The sequence below is a fragment of the Vibrio sp. UCD-FRSSP16_30 genome, assembly GCF_001676025.1.
GTDB lineage: Bacteria > Pseudomonadota > Gammaproteobacteria > Enterobacterales > Vibrionaceae > Vibrio.
The window spans coordinates 141965-158839 of record NZ_LZFW01000035.1 but is presented as its reverse complement, the minus strand read 5'-3'; the positions used below and the strand labels follow the sequence as shown (position 1 = coordinate 158839).

The 16875-nt window shown below is 41.9% G+C and carries 19 protein-coding genes; 14 read left to right on the top strand and 5 right to left on the bottom strand.

What is annotated here, in order from left to right; all coding sequences use genetic code 11:
- Positions 1-52: 52 nt before the first annotated feature.
- Positions 53-2095, top strand: a complete 2043-nt coding sequence (gene prlC, locus A9260_RS12275; RefSeq protein ID WP_068699379.1) for an oligopeptidase A — start codon at positions 53-55, stop codon at positions 2093-2095.
- A 238-nt stretch (positions 2096-2333) separates the two neighbouring features.
- Here the strand turns inward: prlC and asnC are convergent, their stop codons facing one another.
- Positions 2334-2795, bottom strand: coding sequence for a transcriptional regulator AsnC (asnC, locus tag A9260_RS12270; protein ID WP_068699377.1), 462 nt, complete (start codon positions 2793-2795; stop codon positions 2334-2336).
- Between the two features lie 93 nt (positions 2796-2888).
- Here asnC and A9260_RS12265 point away from each other — a divergent pair, with 93 nt between their 5' ends.
- Positions 2889-3665: a class I SAM-dependent methyltransferase gene (locus tag A9260_RS12265; protein ID WP_068699461.1), complete on the top strand. Its 777-nt coding sequence runs from the start codon at positions 2889-2891 to the stop codon at positions 3663-3665.
- Positions 3666-3740: 75 nt separating this feature from the next.
- Here the strand turns inward: A9260_RS12265 and A9260_RS12260 are convergent, their stop codons facing one another.
- The gene (locus tag A9260_RS12260; RefSeq protein ID WP_068699376.1) at positions 3741-4172 is read right to left on the bottom strand and encodes a universal stress protein; all 432 of its coding nucleotides are present in this window, start codon (positions 4170-4172) and stop codon (positions 3741-3743) included.
- A gap of 212 nt (positions 4173-4384) precedes the next feature.
- On the opposite strand from A9260_RS12260, the gene ftnA reads away from it, so the two are divergent.
- The 3 genes from ftnA (at position 4385) to A9260_RS12245 (ending at position 6614) form a co-directional block, all read left to right on the top strand.
- Entirely contained in the window at positions 4385-4912 is a 528-nt protein-coding gene (gene ftnA, locus A9260_RS12255; RefSeq protein WP_068699373.1) for a non-heme ferritin, read from the top strand.
- Positions 4913-4990: 78 nt separating this feature from the next.
- Positions 4991-5314, top strand: a complete 324-nt coding sequence (uspB, locus tag A9260_RS12250; RefSeq protein ID WP_068699371.1) for a universal stress protein UspB — start codon at positions 4991-4993, stop codon at positions 5312-5314.
- Between the two features lie 112 nt (positions 5315-5426).
- Positions 5427-6614, top strand: coding sequence for an NAD(P)/FAD-dependent oxidoreductase (locus tag A9260_RS12245; RefSeq protein WP_068699369.1), 1188 nt, complete (start codon positions 5427-5429; stop codon positions 6612-6614).
- A 40-nt stretch (positions 6615-6654) separates the two neighbouring features.
- Here A9260_RS12245 and A9260_RS12240 read toward each other — a convergent pair whose 3' ends face one another.
- A complete protein-coding gene (locus tag A9260_RS12240) occupies positions 6655-6990 on the bottom strand; it encodes a hypothetical protein (RefSeq protein ID WP_068699367.1) in 336 nt (111 codons plus the stop codon).
- 381 nt (positions 6991-7371) lie between these two features.
- On the opposite strand from A9260_RS12240, the gene A9260_RS12235 reads away from it, so the two are divergent.
- Positions 7372-8634, top strand: a complete 1263-nt coding sequence (locus A9260_RS12235; RefSeq protein ID WP_068699366.1) for a hydroxymethylglutaryl-CoA reductase — start codon at positions 7372-7374, stop codon at positions 8632-8634.
- On the opposite strand, the gene A9260_RS12230 is transcribed toward A9260_RS12235, so the two are convergent.
- Positions 8635-9516 carry a DMT family transporter gene (locus A9260_RS12230; protein WP_068699365.1) on the bottom strand — a complete coding sequence of 294 codons (882 nt, stop codon included), beginning with the start codon at positions 9514-9516 and terminating at the stop codon, positions 8635-8637.
- A 314-nt stretch (positions 9517-9830) separates the two neighbouring features.
- Between A9260_RS12230 and ubiE the strand changes: the two genes are divergently transcribed.
- Genes ubiE through tatC form a run of 6 tightly spaced genes read left to right on the top strand, consistent with a single transcriptional unit; the run spans position 9831 to position 14288 of the window.
- The gene (ubiE, locus tag A9260_RS12225) at positions 9831-10604 is read left to right on the top strand and encodes a bifunctional demethylmenaquinone methyltransferase/2-methoxy-6-polyprenyl-1,4-benzoquinol methylase UbiE (protein ID WP_068699364.1); all 774 of its coding nucleotides are present in this window, start codon (positions 9831-9833) and stop codon (positions 10602-10604) included.
- A 12-nt stretch (positions 10605-10616) separates the two neighbouring features.
- Positions 10617-11222: a ubiquinone biosynthesis accessory factor UbiJ gene (locus tag A9260_RS12220; protein ID WP_068699363.1), complete on the top strand. Its 606-nt coding sequence runs from the start codon at positions 10617-10619 to the stop codon at positions 11220-11222.
- Positions 11219-12856 (top strand): ubiquinone biosynthesis regulatory protein kinase UbiB, encoded by a 1638-nt coding sequence (gene ubiB, locus A9260_RS12215; protein ID WP_068699362.1) that lies wholly within the window; start codon positions 11219-11221, stop codon positions 12854-12856. Before A9260_RS12220 ends, ubiB begins: the two co-directional genes overlap by 4 nt.
- A gap of 27 nt (positions 12857-12883) precedes the next feature.
- Entirely contained in the window at positions 12884-13141 is a 258-nt protein-coding gene (gene tatA / locus A9260_RS12210) for a Sec-independent protein translocase subunit TatA (RefSeq protein ID WP_068699361.1), read from the top strand.
- A gap of 3 nt (positions 13142-13144) precedes the next feature.
- The gene (gene tatB, locus A9260_RS12205; protein WP_068699360.1) at positions 13145-13486 is read left to right on the top strand and encodes a Sec-independent protein translocase protein TatB; all 342 of its coding nucleotides are present in this window, start codon (positions 13145-13147) and stop codon (positions 13484-13486) included.
- 46 nt (positions 13487-13532) lie between these two features.
- Complete coding sequence (gene tatC / locus A9260_RS12200; RefSeq protein WP_068699358.1) at positions 13533-14288, top strand: twin-arginine translocase subunit TatC; 756 nt, start codon at positions 13533-13535, stop codon at positions 14286-14288.
- 72 nt (positions 14289-14360) lie between these two features.
- Here tatC and A9260_RS12195 read toward each other — a convergent pair whose 3' ends face one another.
- Entirely contained in the window at positions 14361-15122 is a 762-nt protein-coding gene (locus A9260_RS12195; RefSeq protein WP_068699356.1) for a TatD family hydrolase, read from the bottom strand.
- A 128-nt stretch (positions 15123-15250) separates the two neighbouring features.
- Between A9260_RS12195 and hemB the strand changes: the two genes are divergently transcribed.
- Positions 15251-16264 carry a porphobilinogen synthase gene (hemB, locus tag A9260_RS12190; protein ID WP_068699354.1) on the top strand — a complete coding sequence of 338 codons (1014 nt, stop codon included), beginning with the start codon at positions 15251-15253 and terminating at the stop codon, positions 16262-16264.
- 114 nt (positions 16265-16378) lie between these two features.
- Positions 16379-16825: a GNAT family N-acetyltransferase gene (locus A9260_RS12185; protein ID WP_068699352.1), complete on the top strand. Its 447-nt coding sequence runs from the start codon at positions 16379-16381 to the stop codon at positions 16823-16825.
- Positions 16826-16875 lie beyond the last annotated feature (50 nt).

Sequence of the window (16875 nt, the reverse complement as noted above, 5' to 3'; positions counted from 1 at the left end):
TAAGTCGTCACCATCTAAACTCTCATAAGACGAAAATATACAGAGGATCATTATGTCTAATCCGCTTCTCAATGTTACGGATCTACCAAGTTTTGCACAAATTAAGCCTGAGCATATTAAGCCAGCTGTTGAAAAAGCTATTGCTGATTGCCGTAACAAGGTTGAACAAGTATTAGAAAATAATACTCAACCGACATGGGACAATCTGTGCTTACCTCTTGATGAGACTGACGTTGTACTTTCGCGTATATGGTCGCCAGTCGGACATTTAAATGCTGTAGCAAACAGTGAAGAGCTTCGTGAAGCTTACGAAAGCTGCTTACCAATTTTATCTGAATTTGGTACTTGGCTAGGCCAACATAAAGGTCTTTATGAGGCATATAAATCGATTCGTTCTGATTCGAGCTTTGAGCAACTAAGCCAAGCTCAACAGAAAACAATTAAAGACGCACTACGTGATTTTGAATTGTCAGGTATTGGTCTACCTGCTGAACAGCAGAGCCGTTATGGTGAGATCAGCAAGCGTTTATCTGAGCTTGCTTCTAAGTTCTCTAATAATGTACTTGATGCCACTATGGGTTGGAGCAAGCACATTGCTGATGTAGCCGATCTGTCTGGTATGCCTGAGTCAGCTCTAGAAGCGGCTAAAGCGGCAGCGCAAGCAAAAGAGCTTGATGGCTACTTGTTGACGTTAGATATCCCTTCTTATCTGCCAGTAATTACTTACTGTGATAACCAAGCATTACGTCAAGAAATGTACGAAGCATACAACACTCGTGCATCTGATCGTGGTCCGAATGCAGGAGAGTGGGATAACACAGAAATTATTGCAGAAGAGCTTAAACTACGTCATGAAATTGCACGTATGCTAGGTTTCTCTATGTATAGTGAGCGCTCACTTGCAACTAAGATGGCGGAGTCACCAGAGCAAGTACTTGGCTTCCTAAATGATTTAGCAGTTAAAGCAAAACCTCAAGGTGAGCGTGAAGCTGAAGAATTACGTCAATTTGCTGAGAAAGAGTTCGGTGTTTCTGAATTAAATCTGTGGGACATTAGCTACTACAGTGAAAAACAAAAACACAGCTTGTTTAGCATCTCTGATGAAGACCTACGTCCTTACTTCCCTGAACAAAAAGTAGTCTCTGGCCTATTTGAAGTGCTGAGTCGCGTTTTTGGAATGGAAGTAAAAGAGCGTCAAGGTGTGGAAGTTTGGCATGACTCTGTACGCTTCTTCGATATCTTTACTAAAGACGGTGAGCTTCGAGGCAGCTTTTATCTAGACCTATACGCTCGTGAACATAAGCGTGGCGGCGCCTGGATGGATGAGTGTCGTGTTCGTCGCATCGCTCAATCTGGCGAGCTTGAAACTCCGGTTGCTTACCTAACTTGTAACTTCAACAAGCCAGTAGGTGATAAACCTGCACTGTTTACTCACAATGAAGTCGTGACATTATTCCATGAGTGTGGACATGGTATTCACCATATGCTGACTCAAGTTGATGTATCGGCTGTTTCTGGTATCAATGGTGTTCCTTGGGATGCGGTTGAATTGCCAAGTCAGTTCCTAGAGAACTGGTGCTGGGAAGAGGAGGCACTTGCCTTTATTTCTGGTCACTACGAAACGGGTGAACCACTTCCTAAAGCAATGCTAGATAAAATGCTAGCGTCGAAGAACTTCCAATCAGCAATGTTCATCTTGCGTCAAATTGAACTGGGCTTATTTGATTTTACTTTGCATACCGAGTATGACCCTCAAGTCGGCGCTCAAGTATTAGAGACTTTAGCTCAAGTAAAAGAAAAAGTGTCAGTATGGCCTAGCGTAGAATGGAACCGTTTCCCACATGCATTTAGTCATATTTTTGCGGGTGGATATAGCGCGGGTTACTACAGCTACTTATGGGCAGAAGTGTTGTCTTCTGATGCATTTTCTCGTTTTGAAGAAGAAGGTATCTTCAATAAAGAAACGGGACAAAGCTTCTTAAACAACATCCTAGAAATGGGTGGCAGTGAAGAGCCAATGACGTTGTTCAAACGTTTCCGTGGTCGTGAGCCTCAAATTGATGCGCTACTACGACACGCAGGTATCGAGGCTTAATTGCTCGTACTTATATAGATATGTAAGCAGGGTGAGATCACGAACATTATTTGAACAAAATCATGTGGATTATAGGAACCAGTTTTTGTTGCATGGATTTGTGGCATGGATGCCACAATGAAGCCATCAAGGATGATTTCACGGCGTCTTGTGGAGATGATGCGCATGATTGGTCGAAAACTGTTCACTCATGCGTTCGCCCTAGATATGTAAGCCACCTCAAATGAGGTGGCTTTTTTTATGGATTCACATTGCGGTTAATTGGATTTTGTAGCGAAATTAGCGTTTCGGTTGATTGCACTTCATCAATCGCTTGCAGTTTGTTGATGAGCACATGCTGTAATTCTTCTATAGAGCGGCACATTAATTTGACAAAAATACTGTAAGCGCCGGTGGTGTAATAGGCTTCAACCACTTCATCAAGTGCATTGAGCTTTTCTAATGCCGAGTGATAATCTTTGGCTGCATTAAGGTTAATCCCAATAAAGCAGCATACGTCGTAGCCTAGCTTCTTGGTATTAACGATAACTTCAGTCCCTTCAATCACGTTAGCCGCTTTCATTTTCTCTATACGGACATGAATCGTTGCAGGGCTTACATTAAATCGTTTGCCCATCTCTGCATAAGGGGTGCGAGCATCTTCCATGAGCGTTTTGAGAATATCTTTATCTAGCTGGTCTAGCATGGGGTTGTTGTTCATTGATGTTCCTTAAGAGACAGAGATAAGAAGAATGCGGTAAACTATGAAATATCTTAAAAGGTCTGTAGACCCATAAACTTTAGAGAGATGACGTTGCAGATTCAACTTCTAGCACAGTCCGAAGACAAACAATCACACATTCAAGTTCTTGCTCAGCGTTGGGGGTTACAACATGATCCCGATAGCCAGTTTGCACTGCGACTAGGCGATCGTCTAGAGCTAATCAAACTTGATGAACCCAAGTTAGGTTCAATATGTGTTGATTTTGCTTCTGGAGCGGTAGCGCATCGTCGTAAATTTGGTGGCGGAAAAGGCCAAGCGATTGCCAAAGCTGCGGGATTGAATAAAGGGGCGCTACCGAGTGTGCTTGATGCAACCGCAGGGCTTGGCCGAGATGCGTTTGTATTGGCATCTCTAGGCTGCAAAGTGCAGATGATAGAGCGTAACCCTGTCGTTGCCGCTTTACTTGATGATGGACTTGCTAGAGCCAAGCAAGACCCAGAAATTGGTGGTTGGGTAACTGAGCGAATGTCTTTGCTGCATGCTTCAAGCTTGGATGCATTATCACAACTTGCTGCCGATGATGAGTTTCACTGCCCAGATGTTATCTATCTTGATCCTATGTACCCGCACCCAGAAAATAAAAAGAAAAGCGCATTGGTAAAAAAAGAGATGCGAGTTTTTCAAACTTTAGTCGGCGCTGATCACGATGCTGATGGTTTATTAGCACCTGCATTGCAACTTGCGAGTAAGCGAGTGGTGGTTAAAAGGCCGGACTATGCGGATTGGTTGGATCAAATAAAGCCGAGCATGGCGATAGAAACTAAGAAAAATAGATTTGACGTGTATGTCATTTCATCCATGAAATAACGATAGAAATGTCTGGAAACAGCAGAGGTTACATTACTTGATTTTTGTAGCCTCTAGCTGTTTTTCTAACCGTTGTTATTGGTCGTCGTGAAGTGGCACAATCAGAAGATCAACAGGCATATCGTGAATCATGTGACGCGTATTAGAAAGTAGCTTGCCCCAGAAATCATGATGATGTCCTGAAACAACAAGATCAAACTTTCTTTCATGAATCGCATCAGCTAACTCTTCAACCAGATCCCCGCGACCTAACAGTATATTACTCACTGGGTAATCAATTTTGTTGCTTAATTCTTGTAGCATTTTAGTTGAGGCTTTAACGACTGCAGCTTCACTATCCACTAGGTTCACTTCGATAAGCCCAGTATAAATTTCTGTATAATTTACATCGATATGAATAAATGACAGTTTAGCACCAAGAGCTTTAGCAAGATCAGCTGCTCGGTTTGCTAAGTATTCACTTTTGTCCCCTAAATCAAGGGTAACGACAATATTGTTATAGCTCATGATGACTCCTTGTTAAGAATATAAATAGAGTACGACTTATTATATTTTAGCAGGGAGTGCGCCCTTTTCTGTCTAAGTTATCTTAGGTTTAAGTAATAGATGAACAAAACAAAGACAATTTTGATTTGGAGCAAAATCTGTTAATTTAGTGCACAGAATCAAGTTGTATATTGAACTTAACGATACTAGACCATAAAGAAGAGGAATGTCTTATGCTGTCACAACAGATGGTTGATAATTTAAACGCACAAATAAACCTAGAATTTTTTTCATCCAATCTATACTTACAGATGAGTGCTTGGTGTGAAGACAAAGGTTTTGAAGGTGCAGCAGAATTTATGCGCAAACATGCCACTGAAGAAATGGAACATATGCAGCGTTTATTCACCTATGTGAGTGAGACAGGAGCATTACCAATTCTAGGGGCAATAGAAGCGCCAAAATATCAGTTTGCCAGCTTAGGCGAAGTTTTTCGTGAAACCTATGAGCATGAGTGCATGATCACTGAAAAGATCAACAAACTTGCTCATGTTGCCTTTACATCTCAGGACTACTCAACGTTCAATTTCTTACAGTGGTATGTGGCAGAGCAGCACGAAGAAGAGAAATTGTTTAAAGGGATTTTAGACAAGTTAGAGTTAGTTGGTGAAAACGGACAAGCGCTGTTTTTTATCGATAAAGACCTAGCAACAATGGCTAAAGAAGGTTCATCTTCAATAATGGATGTGGCACCCGAGTAAGGTTACCCTTATTCGTTTAAACAACTAATTTACACTGGTTGTCTTGCCACTTTCTAGAGGAAGTAGGGAGGAATAAAGATGATCAGTGGAGATTTGATTATTTTTGCGCTTATGACGGTGACTGCCGTTAATTTTATGCGGTATATCAGTACATTAAGAGCTCTTATTTTTGTTATGCGTGAGGCACATCCATTGCTCTATCAACAGGTAGATGGACGAGGTTTTTTTACTACTCAAGGTAATGTCGTAAAGCAGTTTAGACTATTCCATTATTTGAGAATTAAAGAATACTCCCAGCATCATGACCCAATATTTGTTGATAAATGCGACAAAGTGCGAGAACTATTTATATTGAGCTGTGTCCTGTTAGGCGTTACTTTACTAGCCGCTTTTAGCGTATAAAAATAAATCTAGTTTGAAAGTTTCCCCTGCATCTGGGTAAAATGTATTTCTTTAGAAGGGTATGCGAGTGTTCGCATGCCCTTTGTTGTTTTAATAGTTTGAGATATAAAGAATGAGTGAACACTTTGATGTCGTGATTATTGGTGCTGGTGCAGCGGGTTTGATGTGTGCGGCGCAAGCTGGAGAACGACACAAACGAGTGCTGGTGGTTGATCATGCCAAAAAGCCAGGTCGGAAAATTCTTATCTCTGGCGGTGGTCGTTGTAACTTTAGTAATTACGATGTATCCCCTGCTAACTTTATCTGTAATAACCCACATTTTGTAAAATCCGCATTGTCACAATATACCAATTGGGACTTTATCTCCTTAGTCAGCAAGCATGGTATCGAGTTCGAAGAGCGCGATCATGGGCAATTATTTTGTCAAGATTCAGCCAAGCAAATCGTCAAAATGTTGATCGATGAATGTAACCCTGACTGGGTGCAATTTCAGTATCAAGTTGCGGTTAGCAATATCGAGAAAACCGACAGTGGCTTCACATTGTTAGCAAATGGCAAGGCTATAAGCTGTGACTCTTTAGTGGTGGCAACGGGCGGGCTATCAATGCCTAAGCTAGGTGCAACTCCGTTTGGTTATCAAATTGCAGAACAGTTTGGTTTGGATGTTGTGCCAACAACAGCAGGCTTAGTTCCATTTACCCTGCATAAGCAAGATAAGATCGATTTTAGCGAATTGTCGGGTATTGCTGTGCCGGCAGAACTTACTGCCGAAGACGGGACGGTATTTAAAGAGGCATTATTGTTCACGCATCGAGGTTTATCAGGCCCTGCTGTGCTGCAAATTTCATCTTATTGGCAAGCAGGTCAAAAGGTAACTGTAAATCTTGTACCAGAAGCAGATGTCTCTGAATTGTTAGTACAAAATCGTGAGAATCACCCAAATCAATCATTAAAAAATACTTTATCTAAAGTGCTACCTAAGCGCTTAATCGAAGTGATGATTGAGCGTAAATTATTGGTAGATAAACCTTTAAAACAGCTAGATCATAAAGAATATGATCATATCGTCGCAACACTGGAAGGATGGCAAATTGTACCCAATGGTACAGAAGGTTATCGAACAGCAGAAGTGACATTAGGTGGTGTGAATACCGATCATCTATCATCAAAAACAATGGAATGTAAAACCATTCCTGGCTTGTACTTTATTGGCGAAGTGATGGATGTTACTGGCTGGTTAGGGGGCTTTAATTTTTGTTGGTGCTGGAGTTCTGGTTACGTTGCAGGGCAGAGCGTGTAATAACCACAATGGTCGGCACGAACAGTATGTTTGTGTCGTACTAGTAGGCTAACTCTTGATAGCGCTGCTGTGCTCTTTGCATTCTCTGTTTTCTTTGCTCAACGTGTGCTGTTAATTCGTTAAGTGCTGCACTATGTGCTTGTTGCTGTGCGGGGCTTAAACGATGAAAGTTAGCAATAGAATGAGATAATTCAATTTGCAGTCTTTGATAACTCGACTGCGCCTTTCGATATTCATCAGCCCAATAACCGGTTTCTTTAAGGTATTGACTGATTTCTTCATTGGTTTCATCTGCGACATTAGGGCGTTTTTTTCTTACAATGCCTACTGCTAGACTGACACCTGATAACGCCACTAAAGAATACATAAATAACATGATGACAAAACCCCTAAAACCACAATATCTGTGCGGGCTGTAGTGTGCCATCGTTTAAAAAACAATCAATACGCAGAACAGACAATGTTACATTCCATTTTTATGCCCATTGAGCATATAAAGTGGTTTATTTAGGATTATCTATTTGTTATTTAGTGAAATAATGCAGGCGCATATCCATAACTGACAAAAACTGTACATTGCTTGTTACATTTGATTGATGAATAGATTTATTATTGTTTATATAACGATGTAGGATTCAGTTTGCATTGTAATTGGTAAGGAATGTTCGTATTCTGCTCAATTATGCTATTTGTATGATTAAAAAATTGCACTAGGGAAGGAATCTTAGCAATTAGTGATAACTCCAAAGTGAGAAATATGCCTAAATTAAATCTGCACCGACGTGACCACACTTCATCTATTAGTTCTGAACTTGACTCATCATTTCGTAATGAGGCTTTGCAACCTCACTTTGAGCAGCCCAAAGTAAAGCTGACTAAAAGCCCTTATCTGACCGAAAAAAATGTTCAGCGTCGCTGGGATACTTTAGATAACACGGATGCTAAACAACACCTTTTAGATGCACACACCCAGCAGCATATGCTTGATTATTCAAAGAACATTGAGCACTTTATTGGCACGATTAAGATGCCCGTGGGTATGGCTGGACCTTTAAGGGTCAATGGTTTGTTTGCAAAACAAGATTTTCTGGTGCCACTAGCAACGACCGAAGCGGCTTTGGTTGCGTCTTATAATCGAGGCTCACAACTGTTAACCGCTGCTGGTGGTGCGACGGCGATGCTACTAAATGAAGGGGTGACTCGTACTCCTGCATTTGCATTTTTTAATCTTAGTGAAGCGGGCCAATTTGTTGCATGGGTTGTTAATCAATACGCCACCTTTAAGACGATTGCTGAGCAAACCACATCTCACGGTAAGTTAACTGATATCAGCGTTAATATTGAAGGCAATCATGTTTATCTCGTGTTTGAATTTTTGACCGGTGATGCGTCTGGTCAAAATATGGTGACGATTGCGACCAATGCTGTGCTTGAGTTTATTTTGGAGCACACACCTGTAGAGCCAGAGCATGCTTTTCTTGATGGTAACTTGTCTGGTGATAAAAAAGCCAACGCACAAACACTGCGTAGCGTTCGTGGCAAGAAAGTGACTGCCGAAGCACATATCCCAGCTAAACTCATTGAGAAATATCTACATACAACACCACAAAAGATGATGCAGTTTGCGCAAATTACCACTGTGGGCGGCGCATTAAGTGGCACTATTGGTATTAATGCTCACTACGCGAATGCATTAGCTGCTTTGTATATTGCCTGTGGTCAGGATGCGGCGTGTGTTGCCGAATCGGCAGTGGGTATGACGCGACTTGAAGTAGATCGAAATGGCGATCTTTATGCCAGCGTAACCTTACCTAACTTGATGGTTGGTACTGTTGGCGGAGGTACGGGATTACCTAGCCAGAAAGCTTGCTTGGATTTAATGGGCTTACATGGCAACGGTAAGTCTCAGGCACTTGCCGAGGTTGCGGCTGCATTGTGTCTTGCGGGTGAACTCTCGATTGTGGGGGCTTTTTGCGCTGGACACTTCTCAAGAGCGCATCATAAATTGGCTCGTAAATAATTACGCCTTCTTTAGTTTAAGTTGCTGGACGAGCAGTCCAGCAACAATCAAAATCAAACCGACTAAGGTTGAAGCGTGAATCTCTTCTCCAACAATTTGTGAAAGTAGAATTAAGGAGATAAAGGGCGAGATAAAAATTAGGTTACTAATTCTTGCCGTATTTTGTGTTGCTTTTAAAGCGCCTAGCCATAATACAAAAGTAATCCCCATCTCAAATAGCCCTACATAAGTTACCGCTAGCCAACCTTTTGTGCTCATCTGCCAACTTGCTCCCTCCCAGACTGCCAGAGCGATAATTAAAGGGATGGCAACTAAGAAACCTAGTAAAACAGCAATCACTGGGTCAGCTTTATTCTTGGTATTTAAGATCCAATATCCAGCCCATAGCAGGGTGGATAATAGTGCTAATGCGACGCCTAAGCGACTTTCAAACTGCAATCCTAATACATCGCCTTGAGTGGCAATCACGACCACACCTAAATAACCTAATGCGCAAGCAGCCCAGTCTTGAGCTCGTATCTTTTGCCCAAGAAAAACCGCTGCCATCAAGGTAAGGGTTATCGCCCAGCTGTAATTAATGGGTTGCGCTTGCGAGGCGGGCAACAGGTCATAGGCCTTAAACAGAATAAGATAATAGGCAAGCGGGTTAATGAGGCCGAGCAACAAATAATATAGAGGATTTGCGGTAAACGTTTTGACTATGATGTGCGTTTTTCTTTGGGCAATACATACGCCTAGCAATGTGATTGCAGAAACAACACTGGCACAGGTGAGCATTTGAATGGGCGTAAATTCAGCTAATGTTAGCTTAAAAGCGGTTGCGACTGTTGACCACAGTAATACAGCGCTGAGTCCCAAAAGAAGGGCTTTACGTTCATTCATAGCTTGTTCGGTGCTCCAAATTATCGAGTCGATATCAAAGAGAGCTCAGTCTATAGATTTTATAGTTATGCGCCAATCGGCAATTTCTGTGACGCATAAAATCATTATGGGGTGAGTTTTTTTGAATGTACCATTCACACTTATATAAACTGAGTGAGATTGAATATACATCAACAAAGACAAGCGCTAACGTATGAAGTAAACTGCTTTATTCGCTTGCATGCCTTTTGTGAGCGTAGCCGAAAGAGAGGCCTAAATAATACATTTATCGGCCCCTTTCGTTTGGAATACGAATTCAGAGAAAGAACATAGATATGAGTGTTAAAGAATCCCAAGAACAAGCCTCGCAGAATACTACTCACTTTGGCTTTGATACTGTCGCAAAAGATGAAAAGGTCGCCAAGGTCGCTGAGGTTTTTCATTCGGTTGCGAGTAAATATGACCTGATGAATGATTTAATGTCTGGTGGAATTCATCGCTTATGGAAACGCTTCACCATTGATTGTAGTGGCGCACGTCCAGGACAACGTATATTAGATTTAGGAGGCGGTACCGGAGATCTTACTGCTAAGTTTTCTCGTATTGTTGGGGATAAAGGACACGTTGTTCTTGCAGATATCAATAACTCAATGCTCAATGTCGGTCGCGATAAACTAAGAAATGTTGGTGTCGTTGGAAATGTACATTATGTACAAGCCAATGCCGAAGAACTGCCGTTCCCTGATGATTATTTTGATTGTATTACTATCAGCTTTTGTCTGCGTAATGTAACGGATAAAGATAAAGCATTGCGCTCTATGTATCGCGTATTGAAGCCAGGTGGCCGTTTATTGATACTTGAGTTCTCAAAGCCTGTTTTTTCGCCACTTTCAAAAATTTACGATACCTATTCATTCCATATCTTGCCTAAAATGGGCGGTTTAATTGCCAATGATGCGGAAAGTTATCGCTATCTTGCAGAATCTATTCGTATGCATCCAAACCAAGAAACATTAGAAGGTATGATGCAAGACGCTGGATTTGAGCAAACTAACTATTACAACCTCACCGGTGGCATTGTTGCTTTACACCGCGGTTACAAATTTTAGTGGATTGTCGAAATGCCTATTGATGCCTTAGTGACCGCAGCCGTTGAAACTTCATTTAATGCGCTGATAAAAGAGCAGCCAGAGAGCCAAAAACAATTGGCTCGAATGAAAGGTTTAATTATTCGCTTAAATCTTAAAGAGCTGAATAAAAGCCTCATCTTTATATGTAGCCAGCAAGTCGATGTACTGGCTGTATTTGAGGGTAAAGCGGATTGTGAGTTAACTTTAAGCTTAACGGCATTGAGAGACTTACAGCAGCAAGCCAATATAAATGAGTTGTTTAAGCAAGATAAGCTCATGGTTGCTGGAGATATGCAGGTAGCACAGCAATTTGCGACCTTAATGCAGCTTAGCAAGCCAGATATTGCTGAGATTTTATCAAAGGTGGTAGGTGATGTTGCCGCTCATACGTTAGTCAGTGGTGCGAAACATAGCTTGTCATTTTTAAAGAGCAACGCACAAAAGCATACTCGCCATTTAAAACATGCGATTACCGAAGAGTGGGCGCTGGCTCCTTCTCCGTTAGCGGTAGCCAACTTTTGTGATCAAGTTGAAGAGGCGCAATTGCAGCTAACCTCTCTTGAACAGCGTTTATCGCATTTATTGGAGACGGAATGACGCCCTCAGAGCTAAAGCGCCTTTACCACATTACACGAGTTCAACTTGAGTACGGGCTAGATGAACTCATTCCTGAGCACGATCTTGCTAAATTTCCTCGCCTAGCTCGCAAGGCACTATTTTGGGTCAAAAACAAACATCCAGATAAAGACTTAGGTCAGCGCATGCGTTTGGCATTGCAAGAACTTGGGCCTGTCTGGATCAAGTTTGGTCAGATGATGTCTACTCGTCGCGACCTTTTTCCTCCCTATATCGCCGATCAACTGGCTTTGCTACAAGATCGGGTTGACTCCTTTGATGGTCAATTGGCAAAAAAACACATTGAACTTGCTTTGGGTGGACCGGTAGAAAAGTGGTTTGATGATTTTGATATCAACTGTCTAGCTTCTGCTTCTATTGCCCAAGTTCATACCGCAAAACTGAAAGATTCAGGGCGCGATGTCGTTCTAAAAATTATCCGTCCCGATATTCGACCTGTTATCGATGCTGACATAAAACTCATGCTACGCATGGCTCGTCTACTGACCAAAATGGTACCAGAAGCTCGCAGGCTTAAACCTGTGGAAGTAGTGGCCGAATACGAAAAAACACTACTTGATGAACTGGATTTACGCCGAGAAGCGGCTAATGCAATGCAGCTGCGACGTAATTTCGCAGAAAGTGAAGAGCTATATATTCCTGAGATTATCCCTGATCTAAGTAGCCGGAACCTGATGGTTTCTGAGCGAATCTACGGAATCCAAGTTTCGGACATCGAAGGCCTGAAACGCAATGGCACTAATATGAAGTTGCTGGCGGAGCGAGGGGTAACGGTTTTCTTCACTCAGGTATTCCGAGACAGCTTTTTTCATGCCGACATGCATCCTGGCAATGTATTTGTGCAGTATTCTCATCCTGAAAATCCACAATGGATTGGTTTAGATTGTGGCATTGTTGGGACACTGAATGCTGATGACAAGCGTTACTTAGCAGAAAACCTGTTAGCCTTTTTTAATCGAGACTATTACAAGGTGGCACAGCTACACGTTGATTCAGGTTGGGTCCCCGCTGACACTAATGTACAAGAGTTTGAGTTTGCGATTCGCATGGTGTGTGAGCCTATTTTTGCCAAGCCATTATGTGAGATCTCTTTTGGGCATGTATTGCTGAATTTGTTTAATACGGCTCGTCGTTACAATATGGAAGTTCAGCCTCAGTTAGTATTACTGCAAAAGACGTTATTGTATGTCGAAGGGCTCGGAAGACAGTTGTATCCGCAATTGGATTTATGGCAAACCGCAAAGCCATTTTTAGAAAAATGGATGGGTCAACAAGTTGGTCCGCAGGCTATGATTAATTCAATCAAAGAACGTGCGCCATTTTGGGCTGAGAAATTGCCAGAATTGCCAGAGTTACTGTACGACAACCTAAAGCATGGTAAGCAATTGTCTATAAAAGTCGAACATTTATATGAGGGATATCGACAAACGAAAAGACAACACGCTACAGGCCAATTTATGTTTGGAATAGGGGCTACATTTATCGTATGCTCGTCCATACTTTATGTTAACGATAACCCTTTGATTTCTTCAGGGGTTGGCGGACTTGGGGTGCTAGCTTGGGTTTTCAGCTGGCTCACTTACCGCAAAAAATAATTTATCTAAAGGATAAGGGTAATTACAATGGGTGGAATTAGTATTTGGCAACTTTTGATCATTGCAGTGATCGTAGTTCTATTATTCGGTACCAAAAAACTTCGTGGCATGGGTGGAGATCTCGGCTCTGCGGTTAAAGGCTTTAAAAAAGCAATGTCAGAAGATGACGTAGCAACAAAGGACTCAAAAGAAGCTAAAGATGCAGACTTTGAGCAGAAAAACATCTCAGAAAAACAAGCTGCTGAGAAAAGTGCTGAAAAGCAAAAAGATAAAGAGCAGGTTTAATCTGTGTTCGATATAGGTTTTTGGGAGCTTATATTAATCTCGGTATTGGGATTAGTTGTATTGGGCCCTGAGCGTCTCCCTGTCGCTATCCGCAGTGTTGTTCGCTTTATCAGTTCTGCAAAATCTATGGCCAATAACGTCAAAGATGAACTTGAGCATGAACTAAAAGTGCATGAGCTTCAGGAGAACCTGAAAAAAGCGGAAAATTTGGGGATGAAAGATATGTCACCTGAATTACGAGAATCTGTGGAAGAGCTCAAAGAGGCTGCTAAGAGTGTTCAGCAACCTTATAAACAACCCTCAGAGAATTCAAGCACAGCGTCTTCTCCCAAATCACAAGATTAATCAATAGGGGCCAAGTTGCCCCTTTTGTTATTTTATAGAGGTTTCTATGTCTTCGGTTGATTCCAACCAGCCATTGATGAGTCATTTAATTGAGCTAAGAACTCGTCTATTGCGCGCGATTAGTGCCGTGATGGTTGTATTTTTATGTTTGATATATTTTTCTGGTCATATCTATGAGTTTGTTTCAGCCCCTTTAATTGATCGTTTACCTGAAGGGGCAACGATGATTGCAACAGACGTTGCATCACCGTTTTTTACGCCACTTAAATTGACGTTAATTGCATCGGTGTTTATTGCCATTCCGTTTGTATTGCATCAGGTTTGGGCGTTTGTTGCGCCGGGGCTTTATAAGCATGAAAAGCGTTTAGTCATGCCTTTGATGTTCTCTAGCTCATTACTTTTTTATTGTGGTGTAGCATTTGCGTATTTTGTTGTGTTCCCGCTGGTTTTTGGCTTCTTTACTGCTATTTCATTGGGCGGTGTAGAGTTCGCAACTGACATTTCCAGTTATCTGGATTTTGTCTTAGCGCTATTTTTAGCTTTCGGTATTGCCTTTGAAGTGCCTGTTGCCATCATCTTGCTGTGCTGGACAGGTGCAACCGACGTCGCCACGCTGAAAAGAAAAAGACCATTTGTGGTGGTTGGGGCTTTTGTCATCGGTATGATGTTAACGCCTCCAGATATTATCTCGCAGACGCTACTGGCCATTCCAATGTTGCTTTTATTTGAAGTGGGTTTGTTTTTTGCTCGCTTCTATACCAAAAAAGACGATGAGAATGAGGCTGAAAACGAAGAGGCTTAATTGCTTTGAGTTGATGGTTATACTAAAAAATCCCCTTTATTAAGGGGATTTTTTATAGGTGCTATATAAGCCTTATAAATTAAACAGTGTCGTCGCATTTTGCGTAGTGATGCTATCGACTTCTTGTAGGCTGAGTTGTCTTAGGTCGGCTACTCGCTGCGCCACTAACTGCGTGTATGCGGGCTCGTTACGCTTTCCTCTGTGCGGTACTGGCGCAAGATATGGACAGTCGGTTTCAAGGATGACCCGCTGCATATCTAGGTGTGGAATAATCTTATCCATACCGCCATTTTTAAATGTAGAAACGCCGCCAAGTCCTAGATGAAAGCCTAAGTCATTAATGGCTTTAGCCTCTTCTACACTGCCACCAAAGCAGTGAAATACCCCTCGCAAAGAGCCGTCTTGTTCTTTGCTGAGTATTTTTAAAGTATCTTCTATTGAATCACGAGTATGGATAACGACCGGTAGTTCTCTTTCTTTTGCCCAGTTAAGTTGGGTTGTAAAGGCATACTCTTGTTCTTGACGAAAGGTTTTATCCCAGTAGAGGTCAATGCCAATTTCGCCAACAGCAATAAAGTTATGTTTATCAAACCAGCTTTCAACTTCAGCTAAAGCTTGTTTAAAATCTTGCTTAACATAACAAGGATGTAAGCCCATCATCGAGCGACAGATCTCAGGAAATTGCGCCTCGGTGGATAGCATAGGTTGAATTGAATCAAGGTCGATATTAGGCAGTAAAATTTTCTGAATACCTTGCTGCAGAGCTCGCGCTACGACTTGCTCTCGGTCTTGGTCAAATTCACTGGCGTAGATATGTGCGTGGGTATCGATCATGGATAAACATCATTAGTTGGCGATTTTTGCCTAGTATATGTGCATTCGTTTTATTTTTCATGTTTGCGCCATTTATACATTGAGCTTAGTGGTATAATTTTTTGATTGATTTACACAAGGAGCGAACCGTGTCCACACTTATTCAGAGTCCATTTCCTGCGCGTAGAATGCGCCGTATGCGTAAGCATGATTTTAGTCGTCGATTGATGGCTGAAAACAAAATCACGGTAGATGATTTGATTTATCCAATGTTCATTTTGATGGGGAAAAACCGTCGTGAATCCGTTGAATCAATGCCGGGTGTTGAGCGTCTTTCTATTGATCTGATGTTAGAAGAAGCGGAAAGGTTAGCCAATCTTGGTGTACCTGCAATTGCTCTATTTCCAGTGGTAAATCAGGATGCAAAAAGTATCTGCGCAACAGAAGCATACAACCCTGAAGGCTTGGTGCAAAGAGCGGTTCGCCTGTTAAAAGAACATGTGCCACAAATGGGCGTCATTACTGATGTTGCTCTGGACCCTTATACCACTCATGGTCAGGACGGCATTATTGATGACGAAGGTTATGTCATTAATGACCAAACCACTTCGGTACTGGTTAAACAGGCTTTGTCTCATGCTGAAGCGGGAGCCGATGTGATTGCACCGTCAGATATGATGGATGGACGTATTGGTAAAATACGTGAAGCACTAGAAAAAGCTGGCTTCATCCACACTCAAATCATGGCGTACTCGGCAAAATATGCTTCAAATTACTATGGACCATTTCGTGATGCGGTCGGTTCGGCGAGTAACTTAAAAGGCGCGGATAAGAAAAACTATCAGATGGATCCGGCCAATAGTGATGAAGCACTACACGAAGTTGCACTCGATATTGCTGAAGGTGCAGACATGGTGATGGTGAAACCTGGTATGCCGTATCTAGACGTTGTACGTCGCGTTAAAACAGAACTACAAGTACCTACTTTTGCTTACCAAGTTTCTGGTGAATATGCGATGCATAAAGCCGCTATTCAAAATGGCTGGCTAAAAGAAAGAGAAACAGTTTTAGAGTCGCTATTGTGCTTTAAACGTGCAGGCGCTGACGGCATTTTGACTTACTTTGCAAAAGACGTTGCGCAGTGGTTAGCCGAAGATAAGTAAACGAAATAATCGATACGATGCAGGCCCTCACTTTTGAGGGCTTTTTATTTTTTAACTCGCTAGACTGATCGGATATTTACTGCGATTGGTATAATCGGCGCTAAAGGAAGTGCGATGTCAGTTATTGTTCGTCAAGGTTCGCTATCAGAAGCACTCGCTGTCATGGATTCTATTTCTGAGTTTGCCAAGCCAGAAAGCGTTGACTCTTTTCGGAGGCGTTTAGCCGATAAAAAACATCTAGTGCTAGTTGCACAAGAGCATGACTGTGTGCTTGGTTTTAAAATTGGTTATCAACAAGATAATGATACGTTTTATAGTTGGCTCGGGGGCGTAAATTGTGCGGCTCGCGGCAAGGGAGTGGCGCAATTACTACTTAATGAACAGCAAAACTGGGTCATTAATGAAGGTTACTCTTGGTTGACGGTTAAATCTCGCAACTGTTTTCCTGCAATGTTACGACTGCTACTGAGAAATGGATATTGGATAGAGAAATGTGAATCCTATTCTAATCCAATGAATAACAGGCTTTATTTCAAAAAGTCGATGCTGTCTGAAAATTAAGCGACTCTGTGCGTAGTATTTGTTGCGCAACTATTAGCGTAGTTATTTTC

What these genes read in the sequence shown, in the direction of transcription:
- A9260_RS12260 (WP_068699376.1), bottom strand. Translation starts at nt 4,172, where the DNA reads ATGAGCTATAACAATATTGTCGTTACCCTTGATTTAGGGGACAAAAGT.
- A9260_RS12185 (WP_068699352.1), top strand. Translation starts at nt 16,379, where the DNA reads ATGTCAGTTATTGTTCGTCAAGGTTCGCTATCAGAAGCACTCGCTGTC.
- ubiB (WP_068699362.1), top strand. Translation starts at nt 11,219, where the DNA reads ATGACGCCCTCAGAGCTAAAGCGCCTTTACCACATTACACGAGTTCAA.
- prlC (WP_068699379.1), top strand. Translation starts at nt 53, where the DNA reads ATGTCTAATCCGCTTCTCAATGTTACGGATCTACCAAGTTTTGCACAA.
- tatA (WP_068699361.1), top strand. Translation starts at nt 12,884, where the DNA reads ATGGGTGGAATTAGTATTTGGCAACTTTTGATCATTGCAGTGATCGTA.
- A9260_RS12220 (WP_068699363.1), top strand. Translation starts at nt 10,617, where the DNA reads ATGCCTATTGATGCCTTAGTGACCGCAGCCGTTGAAACTTCATTTAAT.
- asnC (WP_068699377.1), bottom strand. Translation starts at nt 2,795, where the DNA reads ATGAACAACAACCCCATGCTAGACCAGCTAGATAAAGATATTCTCAAA.
- A9260_RS12195 (WP_068699356.1), bottom strand. Translation starts at nt 15,122, where the DNA reads ATGATCGATACCCACGCACATATCTACGCCAGTGAATTTGACCAAGAC.
- A9260_RS12245 (WP_068699369.1), top strand. Translation starts at nt 5,427, where the DNA reads ATGAGTGAACACTTTGATGTCGTGATTATTGGTGCTGGTGCAGCGGGT.
- tatC (WP_068699358.1), top strand. Translation starts at nt 13,533, where the DNA reads ATGTCTTCGGTTGATTCCAACCAGCCATTGATGAGTCATTTAATTGAG.
- uspB (WP_068699371.1), top strand. Translation starts at nt 4,991, where the DNA reads ATGATCAGTGGAGATTTGATTATTTTTGCGCTTATGACGGTGACTGCC.
- ftnA (WP_068699373.1), top strand. Translation starts at nt 4,385, where the DNA reads ATGCTGTCACAACAGATGGTTGATAATTTAAACGCACAAATAAACCTA.
- A9260_RS12235 (WP_068699366.1), top strand. Translation starts at nt 7,372, where the DNA reads ATGCCTAAATTAAATCTGCACCGACGTGACCACACTTCATCTATTAGT.
- A9260_RS12240 (WP_068699367.1), bottom strand. Translation starts at nt 6,990, where the DNA reads ATGTTATTTATGTATTCTTTAGTGGCGTTATCAGGTGTCAGTCTAGCA.
- A9260_RS12230 (WP_068699365.1), bottom strand. Translation starts at nt 9,516, where the DNA reads ATGAATGAACGTAAAGCCCTTCTTTTGGGACTCAGCGCTGTATTACTG.
- ubiE (WP_068699364.1), top strand. Translation starts at nt 9,831, where the DNA reads ATGAGTGTTAAAGAATCCCAAGAACAAGCCTCGCAGAATACTACTCAC.